The following is a 14,997-nucleotide window of genomic DNA, read 5'->3' on the forward strand; positions in this document are numbered from 1 at the left end:
AGCGCCAACCAAGGTTGGCACCCACCTGTCCCTTCCTCAGAAGATATCGAACGCGGCGGCGTCGGCCTGCGGCGTATTGAGGTTCAGGTCGTAGTCGGTCAGGCGGTCCATGTCTTCCACCTTCACCCACTCGGTCGCGCCATTGAGGGTGGCCTGGACCATGCCGCTGGGCGGATCGTTCTGCGCGATCGGGGTGTCCTTCAGCGCGGTGCGCATGTAGTCGATCCAGATCGGCAGGGCGGCTTTGCCACCGTATTCGCGGTAGCCCAGTGAGCGGAAGTCGTCGCGGCCCACCCACACAGTGGTCACGTACGGGCCGCCGAAGCCGGAGAACCAGGCGTCACGGTGGTCGTTGGTGGAGCCGGTTTTGCCGCCCACGTCCTCGCGGCCGAGTACCTTGGCCTGGGCACCGGTACCGCGCTGGACCACGTCGCGCATCATCGACACCAGCTGGTAGGCGGTGCGGGCGTCGATCGCGCGCGGGGCGGTGCGGGCATCGGGGTTGACCGGCGCGGCCGGGGTCTCGGCCTTGGCTTCGGCCTTGGCCGCAGCGGCCGGGTCCACCTTCGGGGCCGGGGCGCCGAAGTTGAAGCCGTCCACCACCTGGTTCACCGGCTGGTCGCTGCTGCCGGCGCAGTCGCGGCAGGCCAGGGCAGGATTTTCCTTGAACACCAGGTTGCCGTCGCGGTCATTGACCTGATCAATCAGCCAGGTGTCCACGCGCGAGCCGCCGTTGGCGAACACAGCGTAGCCACGGGCCACCGACAGCGGGGTGAGCGACGCCGTACCCAGCGACATCGACAGGTTCGGCGGCAGTTCCGATTCGGCGAAACCAAATTCGCTGATGTACTTGCGCGCGTAGTCCACGCCCATGCCATCAAGCAGGCGCACCGAGACCAGGTTGCGCGACTGCACCAGTGCTTCACGCAGGCGCATCGGGCCGCGGAAGCCGCCGCCGTCGTTCTGCGGCGCCCAGGTCTTGCCGCGGCGGTCGCGGAACACGACCGGTGCGTCGAGCACGATCGAGGCCGGGTTGTAGCCCTTGTCGAAGGCCGCGGCGTAGATGAAGGGCTTGAAGCTCGAACCCGGCTGGCGGCGGGCCTGGGTGGCACGGTTGAACTTGTTGCCGGAGAAGCTGAAACCGCCAACCAGCGCCTTCAGCGCGCCGCTGTGGGCATCCAGCGAGACCAGCGCGGACTGGCCGCGCGGGAGCTGATCCAGCAGCCACTCACCTTCCTTGGCACCGGCACGCACGCGCACGATGTCACCGCGCTGCACCAGCTTGCCCGGGGTCTTGTTGGTCCACTTGGCGGCACCGGCCGGCAGCACGATCTCGCTGCGGTTGGCCAGCACCACGGTGGCGCTGCCATCGGCACCGGTGCTGGCAACGATGGCCGGCAGCAGGCCGGCCTGGCCGTACAGGCCACGCAGGTGCTCGGCCAGGGCGGCGGCGTCTTCGCCGGCACCCACCTGGACCTGCTTCTCCACGCCGTGCCAGCCGTGGCGGTGGTCGTACAGCAGCAGGCCGTCGCGCACCGACTGGTTGGCGGCGGTCTGCAGGGTCGAATCGATAGTGGTAGTGACGTGGTAGCCCTTGTTGACCACGTCACCGCCGAAGCGGGCGATCATTTCCTGGCGCACCAGCTCGGCCACGTACGGGGCATCGACCTGCACCGGCGGCTCATGCGCGGTGGCGTGCATCGGCACGGCCTTGGCCGCGTCGGCCTCGGCCTGGCTGACGAACTTCAGGTCGGCCATGCGCTGCAGCACATAGTTGTCACGACGCTGGCGGGCGCGCTCCGGGTTGGAGATCGGGTTGCCCGACGAGGGGAACTTGGGGATGCCGGCCAGCGAGGCCATCTCGTCCAGGTCCAGCTCGTTCAGCTTCTTGCCGTAATAGAACTCGGCGGCGGCGGCGACGCCGTAGGCGCGGTTGCCGAAGAAACTCTTGTTCAGGTACAGCTCGAAGATCTCGTCCTTGCTCAACTCGGACTCGATCTTCCGCGCCAGCAGGATCTCGGCCAGCTTGCGGGTGTAGCTGTACTCGGAGCTGAGGAAGAACTGGCGGGCCACCTGCTGGGTGATGGTGGAGCCACCCGGCACGCGCTTGTCGTTGGTGGTGGCCAGCAGCCACACCGCACGGCCGATGCCCATGTAGTCCACGCCGCCGTGCTCGTAGAAGCGGGCGTCCTCGGTGGCCAGGAAGGCCTGCTTCAGGCGCTCGGGCACGTCCTTCATGGTGATCGGGGTACGCCGGGTCTCGCCGAACACCGCCATCAGCTTGCCGTCGGCAGCGTAGACGTACATCGGCTCCTGCATTTCCACGTCGCGCAGGGTCTGCACGTCGGGAAGCTTGGAGGACACGGCGTAGTACAGACCGCCTACGGCGGCCGCGCCGATCAGCGCCAGGACCAGGACAATCAGGAAGATCCAGCGCAGCCAGCGGCGGAGTCGAGTCATCGGGTTCAGATTCCGATTGCGAATTTCGTGGTCGCAGAGTATAGATTACGCAAGGTGGCGGCTGGGGTCGTCGCCGGGGAGCGCAAGGGGAACAGTCAGGGGCTGCATGGTGAATCCGTGAGGGACTTCACAGCAGGGCCGTTGCCATTTGCTAAGAATACGTTATTAATGCTCGGGCGCAGGTCTTGCGTCCAAGTGCCCGTCGGCAGGGGAGAAACCGTGGGGCTCATCCCAAAAAGTCAGTCGCCGCTTGTAGGCGTCGACATCAGTTCGACTGCGGTAAAGCTTTTGCAGCTGTCCCGCAGTGGCAACCGTTTTCGTGTGGAACATTACGCCGTGGAACCTCTTCCGCCGAACGCGGTGGTGGAGAAGAACATCGTGGAAGTGGAGGCCGTGGGTGAGGCCATCCGCCGTGCGATGAACCGCTCGGGGAGCAAGGCCAAGCTGGCCGCTGCCGCCGTCGCCGGTTCGGCGGTGATCACCAAGGTGATCCCGATGCCGGCCGAGCTCGACGAAAACGACATGGAAGCCCAGATCGAGCTGGAAGCGGTCAACTACATTCCGTACCCGATCGAGGAAGTGAACCTGGACTTCGAGGTGATCGGGGCGATCCCGAACAACCCGGAGATGGTCCAGGTGCTGCTGGCCGCGTCGCGTTCGGAGAACGTGGAACTGCGCCAGTCGGCCCTGGAACTGGGGGGCCTGCAGGCCAAGGTGATGGATGTGGAGGCCTTCGCGGTCGAGAACGCCTACGCCCTGGTCGCCAGCGAGCTGCCGGTGTCCATCGAGGGCGTGGTCGCGCTGGTCGATATCGGCGCCACAATGACCACCCTCAACGTCCTGCGCGGCGGCCGCAGCCTGTACAGCCGCGAACAGGTGTTCGGTGGCAAGCAGCTGACCGACGAGATCATGCGCCGTTACGGCCTGAGCTACGAGGAAGCCGGCCTGGCCAAGCGCCAGGGTGGGCTGCCGGAAAGCTACGAGATGGAAGTGCTGGAGCCGTTCAAGGAAGCCACGGTCCAGCAGATCAGCCGCCTGCTGCAGTTCTTCTACGCAGGCAGCGAGTTCAACCGCGTTGACCACATCGTGCTGGCCGGCGGCTGCGCCGTGCTCGGTGGCCTGCCGGAAATGGTCGAGGAACAGCTGGGCGTGCCGACCGTGGTCGCCAACCCGCTGGCGCAGATGACCCTGGGGCCGAAGGTGAACGCACATGCGCTGGCCCAGGATGCCCCCGCGCTGATGATCGCCACCGGTCTGGCGCTGAGGAGCTTCGACTGATGGCACGCATCAATCTATTGCCCTGGCGCGCCGAGCGGCGCAAGCAACGCCAGCGCGAGTTCTACGCAATGCTGGGCATGGCCGCGATCGGTGGCCTGCTGCTGTCGCTGGTGATCTGGTTCTATTACGACCGCCAGGTGAGCGGCCAGATGGACCGCAACGCCTATCTGGAAGCCGAGATCGAAAAGGTCAAGGAACAGAACAAGGAGATCGACCGCCTCGACGCGCAGAAGGAACGCCTGCTGGCCCGCAAGAAGGTCATTGAGGAACTGCAGGCCAAGCGCTCGCAGATGGTGCACCTGTTCGATGCGCTGGTGCGCACGATTCCCGATGGCCTGGTGCTGACCGCGCTGAAGCAGGAAGGCGACGTGCTGACCCTGGAAGGCCGCACCCAGTCCAACGCCCGTGTTTCGGCGTACATGCGCAACCTGGAGACCTCCGGTTGGATGACCAACCCGGAACTGTCGATCATCGAAGCGCGTGATCCCGAGAAGGACAAGGACGGCAAGGTTGGCCCGTTGGCCGACATCAAGGCGCTGCCCTATGTGTTCGTGGTCAAGGTGAAGCTGCCGGCACAGAGTGAGGAAGTGGCCGGAACGCCAGGCCTCAACGCCGATGGTTCGGTGGCAACGCCGGCGCCGCCCGCAGTGGCCCCGCTTGCCGCCGGCCCGGATGCAGCGGCGCCTGCTGCACCGGCCGCAGGCCAGCCCGTTGCTGCTCCGGCTGCACCCGCCCCCGCCGCCGCTCCGGTCAACGCACCTGCTGCCACCCCGGCCGCGCCGAACCAGCCGGCAGCCCCGGCTGCCAAGCCTGCGCCGAAGCCCGAGGGCAGCCGCCTGGCGCAGCCGCCGCAGGCCTTCAACGCCCCGCTGCAGGGGGATCGCGCATGAGCCAGAAAATCGATCTGAAGAACCTGGATTTCAACGACATCGGCAATTGGCCGCAGAAGGCCAAGATCGTCTTCTGCTCGCTGTTGGCGCTGGTGATCATGTTCGTTGCGTGGATGCTGCTGATCAGTGGCAAGCGCGAGGAACTGGCCGGCCTGGAATCGAAGGAAGTCGATCTGCGTGCCGAGTTCACCAAGCAGCAGGAGCGCGCGGTGAACCTGGCACCGCTGAAGCAGCAGCTGGCACAGATGGAACAGGTGCTGCAGCAGATGTTGCGGCAGCTGCCCAGCAAGACCGAAATGCCTGACCTGATCATCGACATCTCGCAGACGGCGTTGTCCAGCGGCCTGACCAACGAGCTGTTCGAGCCGGAGCAGGAGCAGGTCAAGGAGTTCTACGCCGAAAAGCCGATCAAGCTGCGCATGGTGGGCAGTTACCACCAGTTCGGTGCTTTCGTCAGTGGCGTGGCGTCGCTGCCGCGCGTGGTCATCCTGACCATGCACGACATCAACCTCAAGCCCAAGGACAAGGCCACCGGCAACGCCCGCAGCGGTGCGCTGGAGCTGTCCGGCACGGTCAAGACCTATCGCTATCTGGACGAGACCGAGGTGCAGGCACAGCAGGCGGCTGATGCCGGCAAGGAGGAGAAGAAGTGATCCGTTCCCTCTTTGCGCGTTGTGGGATGGCAGCCATCGTGCTGATGCTGGCCGCGTGCGGCCGCGATGTGACCAGCACGCCGGGTGATGCGCCGAACCTTGAAAAGTGGGTGGAAGGCGAGCGTGCCCGACCGGCGCAGCCGCTGGAGCCGCTGCCGGTGATGCAGCAGTTCGAGACCTTCGAATACTCCGCACAGGGTCTGCGCGACCCGTTCACCGATGCCTGGACCAATCCGCAGCAGGGGAATGGCGGGTTGCGTCCGGATCCGAACCGGCGCAAGGAGCCGCTGGAAGGCTTCCCGCTGGATGCACTGGACATGGTCGGTACCATCGGCACCGGCGCCGCTACCGTGGCGCTGGTGATGGGGCCGGACAAGGTGACCTACCGGGTACGCCCGGGCGGGTACCTGGGGCAGAGCGACGGGCGGGTCACGGCGGTCTTCGAGGACCACGTGGAGCTGATCGAACTGGTGCCGGATGGCGCGGGCGGCTGGCTGGAACGGCCGGCAACGCTCTCGCTTGAAGATCAATGATCGTTTACTGGGGATAGCACGATGACCTTTCACCAAGCCAAGGGGCTGCGTCCCATCCGGCGCTCTACCTTGAACCGTGTCAGCGCGTTGGGAGTCGCGCTGATGCTGGCCTGCGCTCCGGCGCTGGCCGCCGCACCGGCCGAGAAGCCGGTGGGCGCCACCGTGGCACCGGCGGCAGCGCCGGCGGGCCTGTCGGTGGCCAAGATCGATTTCAAGCGCGGCGATGATGGCGCCGGGCGCCTGATCGTCCAGTTCGACGGCCAGGGCGCGGTCCCGGACCTGCGTACGCAGGGCAACAGCGTGGTGGTCGATGTCGGTAACGCCCGACTGCCGGCCAACCTGCAGAAGCCGATGAACGTCACCGACTTCGCCACGCCGGTGCAGCGCATCGACGCCAAGCCGTCCGGTGCCGGTACCCAGCTGGTGCTGAGCACCGGTGGTGCAGTGGAATCGCTGGCCTACCAGAGCGGCAACGAGTACGTGGTGGAGATCAGCCCGCGGCAGGCGCCCGCCGCGGTGGGCGCGGTCACCGCCGGCAGCGTCACCCAGGCCGCCAAGGCGGTGGGGCAGCGTGGCTTCACCGGCAAGCCGGTGACCTTCAACTTCCAGGACGTGCCGGTGCGCACCGTGCTGCAGTTGATCGCCGAAGAATCCAATCTCAACGTGGTGGCGTCCGATTCGGTACAGGGCAATGTGACCCTGCGCCTGGTCAACGTGCCGTGGGACCAGGCGCTGGACATCGTGCTGCGTGCCAAGGGCCTGGACAAGCGTCGCGATGGCAGCGTGATCTGGGTCGCTCCGCAGGCTGAGCTGGCCAAGTTCGAGCAGGAGAAGGAAGACGCGCGCATCGCCATCGAGAACCGCGAAGACCTGGTCACCGATTACGTCCAGATCAACTACCACAGCGCCACGCAGATCTTCAAAGCGCTGACCGAGGCCAAGGGCATCGGTGGCGGGAGTGGTGGCGGCAATGGCGGTGGTGGCGGTTCGTCGCAGGAAGACAGTGGTTTCCTGTCCTCGCGCGGCCGTATCGTGGCCGACGAGCGCACCAACACGCTGATGATCAGCGACATCCCGAAGAAGATCGCGCGCATGCGTGAGCTGATCGGCGTGATCGACCGCCCGGTCGACCAGGTGCTGATCGAAAGCCGCATTGTCATCGCCACCGATACCTTCGCCCGCGAGCTGGGTGCGAAGTTCGGCATCAGCGGCAGCCGCGACAACGTGTACTTCAGCGGCAGCCTCGCTGCCAACGAGGAAACCCGCAAGTCGCAGGTCGATACGGCACTGGCCAACGCCAAGGCGGTCCGTGAGTGGCAGGCGGGTGGCAGCGTCGGCCCGGCGCCGGTTCCCAGTGGCCCGACCATCAAGCGCGGCCTGAACTGGAACCTGCCGGTGGCTACGGCCAGCAATCCGGGTTCGTTGGCGCTGTCGATCCTCAACGCTGGCTACCTGCTGGATGTGGAGCTGTCGGCCATGCAGGAAGAGTCGCGAGGTGAGGTGATCTCCAACCCGCGCGTGGTCACCACCAACCAGCGCGAGGCGATGATCAAGCAGGGCAAGGAAATCGGCTACGTCACCATCAGCGGCACCGGTGCTGCCGGTGGCGCCGGTTCCACCCCGAACGTGCAGTTCAAGGAAGTGGTGCTGGAACTGCGGGTGACCCCGACCATCACCAACGACAACCGCGTGTTCCTCAACATGCAGGTGAAGAAGGATGAAGTCGACCGCCTGATCGAGCTGCAGGGCTACGGCACGGTGCCGTCGATCAACCGCCGCGAGGTCAACACCGCGGTGCTGGTCGAGGATGGGCAGACCGTGGTCATCGGTGGTGTGTACGAGTTCACCGACCGCAGCAGCATCAGCAAGGTGCCGTTCCTGGGCGACGTGCCGTTCCTGGGCAACCTGTTCAAGAAGCGTGGCCGCAACAAGGACAAGGCCGAGCTGCTGGTGTTCGTGACGCCGAAGGTGTTGCGCGTGGCCAAGCAGAACTGAGCCCGCGCCACCCGCGAAACGAAGAAGGGCCGCCATGCGCGGCCCTTCTTCGTTTCCACCCGTAGATCCACGCCATGCGTGGATGCGCCGTTCAGCCGTTCTTGATGCCAATCGCAGGGCACCCTGCGATGATGTCGGGAACCCGTGCCGTCCCGCGCCGGTCAAAGGCCCCCATGAACCTGCCACCGCCGATGCCCGAAACCGTCTCGCCGCCGCCCGCGCCGGCCACCTCGCGCCTGCATGGCGCCTTCACCCAGCTGCGCGATGCCCTGTCGGCCGAGATCGTCGGCCAGGCGGCACTGGTCGAACGCCTGCTGATCGCGCTGCTGGCCGATGGCCACCTGCTGGTGGAGGGCGCTCCGGGCCTGGCCAAGACCACGGCGATCCGTGCGCTGGCCTCGCGCCTGGAGGCTGACTTCGCCCGCGTGCAGTTCACCCCGGACCTGCTGCCGGCCGACCTGACCGGCACCGAGATCTGGCGCCCGCAGGAAGGCCGCTTCGAATTCGTACCCGGACCGATCTTCCACCCGATCCTGCTGGCCGATGAAATCAACCGCGCGCCAGCCAAGGTGCAGTCCGCACTGCTGGAAGCGATGGGCGAGCGCCAGGTTACCGTTGGCCGCCACACCTACGCGCTGCCGCCGCTGTTCCTGGTGATGGCCACGCAGAACCCGATCGAACAGGAAGGCACCTTCCCGCTGCCGGAAGCACAGCTGGACCGCTTCCTGATGCATGTGCGCATCGGCTACCCGGACCAGGCCGCCGAATCGGAGATCCTGCGCCTGGCCCGCGAGCGTGCCCGCGGCGCGTTGGGCGAAGCCGCACCAGCGCCGGAAAAACTGCCGATGCAGGATGTGTTCGATGCCCGCCGCGAAGTGCTGGACCTGCACATGGCGCCGGCGCTGGAACGCTACCTGATCGAGCTGGTGCTGGCTTCGCGTGATCCGGCGCGCTATGACGCTGGCCTTGGCCGCCGCATTGCCTGGGGCGCCAGCCCGCGCGGTTCCATCGCACTGGAACGCTGCGCGCGTGCGCGCGCCTGGCTGGCCGGCCGCGATTTTGTCACCCCTGATGATGTGCGTGCGGTTGCCGCCGACGTGCTGCGCCATCGCGTGCTGCCCAGCTACGAAGCTACTGCCGAAGGCTGGGATGGCGAACGCCTGGTGCAGGAGCTGCTGGCCCGGGTGCCGGCACCCTGAGCCTGCGCATGACCGATCCATCCCTGCACCACGCCTCCTCCGTCAGCGACGGTGACGGGCTGCGCCCGCAGCTGTCCGAACTGGTGGCCTTGCGCCGCCTTGCACAGCGTCCGCCGCCGCCACGCCGTGGCCGTGCCGGCAATGCCGGGCAGGCGCCGTCACCGCTGCGTGGGCGTGGCATGGAATATGCCGAGTCACGCGAGTACGTGGCCGGTGATGATGCGCGGCATATCGACTGGCGGGTGACCGCACGGACCGGTCGTGCCCACACCAAACTGTTCCAGGCCGAACGCGAGCGGGTCAGCCTGATCGTGGCTGATACCTCGCCGGCCCTGTACTTCGGCACCCGCGTGCGCTTCAAATCGGTGCAGGCCGCACGTGCAGGCGCCGTCGCTGCGTGGTCGGCGCAACGTCGTGGCGATCGCATCGGAGCCCTGCGTGGCAGCGACCGTGAACCACCGATCGCACCGGCAGGAGGCCCGCGCGGCGTGCTGCGCGTGCTGGATGCGCTCACCCGCTGGTATGCGCAGCCCCCGGCCGATGACCTTGGCCTGGAACGCGCGCTGGACCATGCCGGTCGCGTCCTGCGCCCGGGTGCACGTGTGCTGGTGCTGGCCGATCCGCAGCAGGTCATCCGTATTCCGCCTGCGCGCTGGAGTGCGCTGGCCCAGCACCATGACCTCAGCCTGGTGCTGCTGGTCGATCCATTGGAACTGCAGCCTCCGTCGGCCGCGCTGCAGTTCCAGACCCTGCACCAGCGCATCGGCCTCGACCTGCGGCGCAGCGAGGTGCAGGCTCATTGGCAGGCCCACTTCGTCGAACCGCTGCAGGAACTGCGGCGCCAGCTGGGAGCGCGTCGCGTCGATGTGCAGGTGCTGTCCACCGATGCGCCCAGCGATGCCTGGCTGGCACCATCCCCGACCGAGGTGCCGGCATGAGCGCGAACCTGCCGCTGCGCGATGTGCAGCTGCCGCCGGCCCCATCATGGTGGCCACCGGCACCGGGCTATCTGATGATCGGCGGCGTGGTGCTGCTGTTGCTGGTGGCGATGGCCTTCCTGTGGTGGCAGCGCCGCCGACGCCGCCAACGCTGGTTGCAGGTGTTTGATCAGGAGCTGGCAACCACCGCCGATGCGGCTGCCGAACTGGCGGCGATCGCAGGGCTGCTGCGTCGCGCCGCACGCCAGACACAGCCCGGCAGTGAATCCCTGCGCGATGACGCCTGGTGGCAGCGCGTGGATCCGGAAGGCACGCTGCCCGCAGCACGTCGCAGCCTGTTGGCGGAAGGTGCCTATCGCCCACGGGTGGACGCCAACGATGTGGCGGCGCTGCGCAGCTGGGCGCGCGAGCGCTACCTGGCCATGCTGCTGGAGCGCCGCCGATGAACCTGCTGGCAAGTTACTGGCCATGGCCGGACCTGCAGCTGGCGTGGCCCCTGGCCCTGCTGGCGCTGCCGTTGCCGTTGCTGATGCGCTGGTGGAAGCGTCGTGCCGACCCCGGCGCTGCACTGCGCGTGCCCTATGCAGCGACGGAACTGGAAGCGCTGGCCGGTGGCGGCCGCGTTGATGTGTCGTGGCTGCGCACGCTGCTGTTGTGGCTGGGCTGGTGCGCGCTGTGCATCGCACTCACGCGCCCGCAGCAGTTGGGCGAGGCCATCACCCCGCCGCAGCAGGGCCGGCAGATGATGCTGGCAATGGACGTGTCCGGCAGCATGGGCGAGGGCGACATGGTGCTGGGCGGGCAGGCGGTGGATCGCCTGACCGCGGCCAAGGCCGTGCTCGCCGATTTCCTTGATCGTCGTGCCGGTGATCGCATCGGCCTGCTGATCTTCGGCGACCGCGCCTACACGCTTACGCCGCTTACTGCCGATCTGGCCAGCGTGCGCGACCAGCTGCGCGACAGCGTGGTCGGCCTGGCCGGGCGCGAGACGGCCATCGGTGATGCCATCGGCCTGGCAGTGAAACGCCTGCGCAGCCAACCCGAGGGACAGCGCGTGCTGATCCTGCTGACCGACGGCGTCAGCAACGCCGGGGTGCTGGAGCCGCTGCGTGCGGCGGAAGTGGCCCGCGCCGAAGGTGTACGCATCCACACCGTCGCGTTTGGTGGCGATGGCAGCATGCGCCTGTTCGGCATTCCCATTTCCGCCGACCAGGATCCGGTCGACGAGGCCACGTTGAAAAAGATTGCCAGCATGACCGGTGGCCAGTTCTTCCGCGCCCGCGATACCGCGCAGCTGGCCGGCATCTACGCCGAACTGGACCGGCTGGAGCCGATCGCGGCGAAGGGGCCAAGCCTGCGACCGCGCGAGGAGCGCTATGCCTGGCCGTTGGGCCTGGCGTTGTTGCTGGGTGCGTTGGCATGGGTGTGGCCGGAGCGCCGCCGATGATCGCGTTGGCATCCCATCTTCCCGACTGGAATGCGCTGCACTTCCTGCGCCCGGAATGGCTGTGGGCCTTGCTGGCATTGCCGCTGATCCTCGCGCTGGCGTTGTACCGGCAGCGGCGCAGCGATGTGTGGCGAACAGCAGTCGATGCCCACCTGTTGCCGCATCTGCTGGCTGCGGGCACGCGCCGCCGTGCACGCCTGCCCTGGGCCGTGCTGCTGGGCTGGACGCTGGCCTCGCTGGCCATGGCCGGGCCGAGCTGGCGCCAGCAGGCACAGCCGATGTTCCAGGCCAGCGCACCGCTGCTGGTCGTGCTGGATCTGTCCAGCCGGATCAATGCCACCGACCTGCCGCCGTCGCGCCTGCTGCAGGCCCGGGCGAAAGTGGGTGAGCTGCTGCGTGCCCGCCAGGGCGGACAGGTGGGCCTGGTGGTCTACGCCGAGGATGCCTACACCGTGGCGCCGCTGACCGACGACGGCAGCAACGTTGCGCTGTATCTGGACGCGTTGTCGCCGGATGTGATGCCACGCGACGGCCAGCGTGCCGACCGCGGTATCGACTGGGCGACGCGGTTGATGCGCCAGATCGGGGCATTGCGGGGGCAGATCCTGCTGGTCAGCGATCAGGCGGATGATGAAGCGGCACTGGCCGCTGCGCAGGCGCGCAGCCTCGGCCTGCAGGTGTCGGTACTGGGCCTGGGCACATCTGCCGGTGCGGCGTACCGGGATGGCAGTGGGCAGATCCGCCAGGCCACGCTGGATGAAGGCAGCCTGCGTGCGGTGGCTACGGGCGGTGGTGGCCGCTATGCCCGCATCGCCGCCGATGACAGTGATCTGCGCGCACTGGGTGTACTGGATGCACGCGAAGGTACTGCGGCGCAGCGGCCCGGGGAGGGCAAGCAATGGCGTGATGAAGGGTTCTGGCTGCTGCCACCGGTGATGCTGCTGGCGCTGCTGGCCTTCCGCCGCCGCGCGCTGCTGGCGGCGGTGCTGGCGGTGGGCCTGCTGCCGTGGATGAGTGATGTGCAGGCGCAGGCACCCGCCGTGCCGGCTTCACCGCCGGTGCAGGGCACACTGTGGAAGCGCGCCGACCAGGTGCAGCACCAGCGTCTGGCCGAAGGTGCGCAGGCGTACCGCAATGGCGATTTCGCCAGTGCCCGCAAGCAGTTCGAGGGCATCGACAGCGATGCGGGCTGGTACAACCTGGCCAATGCACTGGCCCGCCAAGGCAACTACGACGAAGCCATTGCCGCCTACGACCGCGCGCTGGCACTGCATCCCGGCATGGCCGACGCGGTCGCCAACCGTGCCGTGGTCGATGCCGCGCGCAAGCGCAAGCAGTCGGGTGGCAAAGGCCAGGATCAGCAGAAACCACCGCAGAACGGGCAGCAGAAGCCACCGCAGAACGGCCAGGGGCAGCAGAATCCGCAGGGCCAGCAGCCGCAGCAGGGCCAGCAGAATCCCGGCCAGGGCCAGCCGCAACCGGGCCAGCAGGGGCAGCCCAGGCCCGGTGACGACAAGAACCCGTCGAGCCCGCAGCCCGGCGAGCGTGGCCGCGATGGACAGCAGGCGCCACCACAGGTGGAGGATGCCAAGGCGCAGGCGCAGGCGGATGAGCAGCAGCGCCAGCGCATGCAGCAGGCAATGCAGCAGGCACGTGAGGGCAAGGGCGAACAGGATGGCAAGCCCGTGCCAGGCAGCGACGGCACCACCCCGCGCCAACGCGAGGAGCAACAGGCGGTGGAGGCGTGGATGCGGCGCGTACCGGATGATCCGGGCGCATTGCTGCGGGCCAAGTTCCAGCTGGAAAACGAACGCAGGAAGAGGGAAGGGCGATGACGCGGGCGATCAACATGCACGGGCGCTGGCCACTGCAGGTACTGGCAACACTGCTGCTGTGGCTGCCGCTGCTGGCGTGGGCGCAGCCGCGCGCGTGGCTGGACCGCGACCGCATCGCGATGGGCGACACGGTCACTCTCAATGTCGAGAGCGATCAGGGCGCGCCAGACTTCACGCCGTTGCGTACCGACTTCGATCTCAGCGGCCAGACCAGCAGCCGCCAGGTGGAGTGGAGCAATGGCAGCATGCAGCAGCGCAATCTGTATGGCGTGGCACTCACGCCGCGGCGTAGCGGTGCACTGGTGGTGCCGGGCCTGCAGGTGGGCAGCGTGCGTACCGCGCCGCTGACCCTGCAGGTGGATGCCGCTGCCGTGGCCGGCCCCGACAGCAACGCGGTGGCCTTCATCGAAACCGTTGTCGATGACCAGACGCCGTATGTGCAGCAGAGCGTAGGCGTGGTGGTGCGGTTGTATTTCGCCTCGCAGCTGGCCTCCGGCGAACTGGTGCTGGATACCCCCGCCGGTGCGTCGTTGCAGCGGGTGGGCGATGACCGCACCGATGTGCGGCAGGTCAATGGCCGCCGCTACAACGTGGTCGAGCGGCGCTTCCTGCTGATCCCCGAGCGCAGCGGTGCACTTCGGCTGGCCGGTGCGCGCTTCAGTGGGCGCAGTGCCGGTGGCTTCTTCGACGACTTCTTTGGCGGCGGCGACGGGCGGATGAATGCCACCGGCGCCGACCGCACGTTGCAGGTACAGGCACAGCCGGCACAGGCGCCGCAGCCGTGGCTGCCGCTGCAGGGCCTGCAGCTGCGCTACACCAGTGCACCGACCAGCGCACGTACCGGTGAGGCGGCCAACGTGGTGGTCGAGGCGATTGCCGACGGTGCCACCCGCGCGCAGTTCACCGACCTGCCGGTGCCCGACGTTGGCAGCGCCGCGCAGGTGTTCGCCGAACCGGCGCAGTACGAAGAGACCTTCAACGGCAGCACGCCGCGGCTGAAGATCACCCGCCGTTACTCGATCGTGCCGCGCCAGCCGGGTTCGCTGGTGGTGCCGGGGCCGCGCCTGCCGTGGTGGGACGTGCGCAACGGCAAGCCACAGGAAGCGAAGCTGCCGGACCTGACACTCGCCGTCGCAGCCGGTAATGGCGGTGGCAGTGCTTCACCTGCGCCGCTGCCGCCGATCGACACCGATGCTGCGCTGCCGGGGGGCGATGGCCAGGACAGTCGTATCGCGGCCACCGATCCGCGCGCCAGCGGCCTGGCCGAGCGTCCGTGGCCATGGATGGGCGCCGCCATCGGCCTGGCGCTGCTGTGGCTGCTGACCCTGTTGTGGGGCTGGCAGCGTGGCCGTCGCCCGCGCGTGGCGTCGCCTGAGGCGGGCAGGGGGGCTGTGCCGGCTGTGGCGACTGGACGTGCCGGCCTGGCCGAACTGCGCCGCGCGCTGGATGGTGAAGGCTTCGATCAGGTAGAAGCTCAGCTGTGCGCGATGGCCGGCGTTGAACGCATCGAGCAGGTCATCGCGCGGTTGGATGACCCGGCCCAGCGCCAGGTGCTGCAGGACCTGCAACAGGCGCGCTGGGGCGGGCAGGGTGATCTGGGGCCGCTGCGCACGCGCCTGCGCGGGGTCTTCCGTGACGGACCGCACTGGTCGGCGGCGGCGATCACCGCTGACACTGGCCTGGCGCCGCTGTATCCACCGCGGCGAACCTGAACCGGCGCCGCTTGCGCGCTTTGTTAGAGTGCATTCATTTTTCGAGGAAACCCGCGC

At 67.8% G+C, this 14,997-nt stretch carries 12 protein-coding genes; 11 read left to right on the plus strand and 1 reads right to left on the minus strand.

What is annotated here, in order from left to right; translation table 11 throughout:
• Positions 1–36: 36 nt before the first annotated feature.
• Complete coding sequence (locus tag G5A07_RS15565) at positions 37–2,460, minus strand: penicillin-binding protein 1A (protein WP_191863580.1); 2,424 nt, start codon at positions 2,458–2,460, stop codon at positions 37–39.
• A 219-nt stretch (positions 2,461–2,679) separates the two neighbouring features.
• On the opposite strand from G5A07_RS15565, the gene G5A07_RS15570 reads away from it, so the two are divergent.
• The 11 genes from G5A07_RS15570 to G5A07_RS15620 all read left to right on the plus strand — a co-directional run bounded on the left by G5A07_RS15570 (position 2,680) and on the right by G5A07_RS15620 (position 14,940).
• Positions 2,680–3,738 (plus strand): pilus assembly protein PilM, encoded by a 1,059-nt coding sequence (locus tag G5A07_RS15570; RefSeq protein WP_010484061.1) that lies wholly within the window; start codon positions 2,680–2,682, stop codon positions 3,736–3,738.
• On the plus strand, positions 3,738–4,628 hold the full coding sequence (locus tag G5A07_RS15575) for a PilN domain-containing protein (protein WP_143994413.1): 891 nt from the start codon (positions 3,738–3,740) through the stop codon (positions 4,626–4,628). The genes G5A07_RS15570 and G5A07_RS15575 overlap by 1 nt, the downstream gene beginning before the upstream one ends.
• Positions 4,625–5,281: a type 4a pilus biogenesis protein PilO gene (gene pilO / locus G5A07_RS15580; RefSeq protein ID WP_010484063.1), complete on the plus strand. Its 657-nt coding sequence runs from the start codon at positions 4,625–4,627 to the stop codon at positions 5,279–5,281. Before G5A07_RS15575 ends, pilO begins: the two co-directional genes overlap by 4 nt.
• A 26-nt stretch (positions 5,282–5,307) precedes the next feature.
• The gene (locus tag G5A07_RS15585) at positions 5,308–5,814 is read left to right on the plus strand and encodes a pilus assembly protein PilP (protein ID WP_032127850.1); all 507 of its coding nucleotides are present in this window, start codon (positions 5,308–5,310) and stop codon (positions 5,812–5,814) included.
• A 21-nt stretch (positions 5,815–5,835) separates the two neighbouring features.
• The gene (locus G5A07_RS15590; RefSeq protein ID WP_049437119.1) at positions 5,836–7,809 is read left to right on the plus strand and encodes a type IV pilus secretin PilQ family protein; all 1,974 of its coding nucleotides are present in this window, start codon (positions 5,836–5,838) and stop codon (positions 7,807–7,809) included.
• A 173-nt stretch (positions 7,810–7,982) separates the two neighbouring features.
• Entirely contained in the window at positions 7,983–9,008 is a 1,026-nt protein-coding gene (locus G5A07_RS15595) for a MoxR family ATPase (RefSeq protein ID WP_019659996.1), read from the plus strand.
• Positions 9,009–9,016: 8 nt separating this feature from the next.
• Positions 9,017–9,946 carry a DUF58 domain-containing protein gene (locus tag G5A07_RS15600; RefSeq protein ID WP_191863581.1) on the plus strand — a complete coding sequence of 310 codons (930 nt, stop codon included), beginning with the start codon at positions 9,017–9,019 and terminating at the stop codon, positions 9,944–9,946.
• Positions 9,943–10,392: a DUF4381 family protein gene (locus G5A07_RS15605; RefSeq protein WP_143994412.1), complete on the plus strand. Its 450-nt coding sequence runs from the start codon at positions 9,943–9,945 to the stop codon at positions 10,390–10,392. Before G5A07_RS15600 ends, G5A07_RS15605 begins: the two co-directional genes overlap by 4 nt.
• A complete protein-coding gene (locus tag G5A07_RS15610; RefSeq protein WP_019338744.1) occupies positions 10,389–11,393 on the plus strand; it encodes a VWA domain-containing protein in 1,005 nt (334 codons plus the stop codon). The genes G5A07_RS15605 and G5A07_RS15610 overlap by 4 nt, the downstream gene beginning before the upstream one ends.
• Positions 11,390–13,228, plus strand: a complete 1,839-nt coding sequence (locus G5A07_RS15615; RefSeq protein WP_191863582.1) for a tetratricopeptide repeat protein — start codon at positions 11,390–11,392, stop codon at positions 13,226–13,228. The genes G5A07_RS15610 and G5A07_RS15615 overlap by 4 nt, the downstream gene beginning before the upstream one ends.
• Positions 13,225–14,940: a BatD family protein gene (locus G5A07_RS15620; protein ID WP_191863583.1), complete on the plus strand. Its 1,716-nt coding sequence runs from the start codon at positions 13,225–13,227 to the stop codon at positions 14,938–14,940. Before G5A07_RS15615 ends, G5A07_RS15620 begins: the two co-directional genes overlap by 4 nt.
• Positions 14,941–14,997: the final 57 nt, after the last annotated feature.

The sequence above is a fragment of the Stenotrophomonas sp. AS012628 genome (genome assembly GCF_010608305.1).
In the GTDB taxonomy this organism is placed as follows: Bacteria; Pseudomonadota; Gammaproteobacteria; order Xanthomonadales; family Xanthomonadaceae; genus Stenotrophomonas; species Stenotrophomonas geniculata.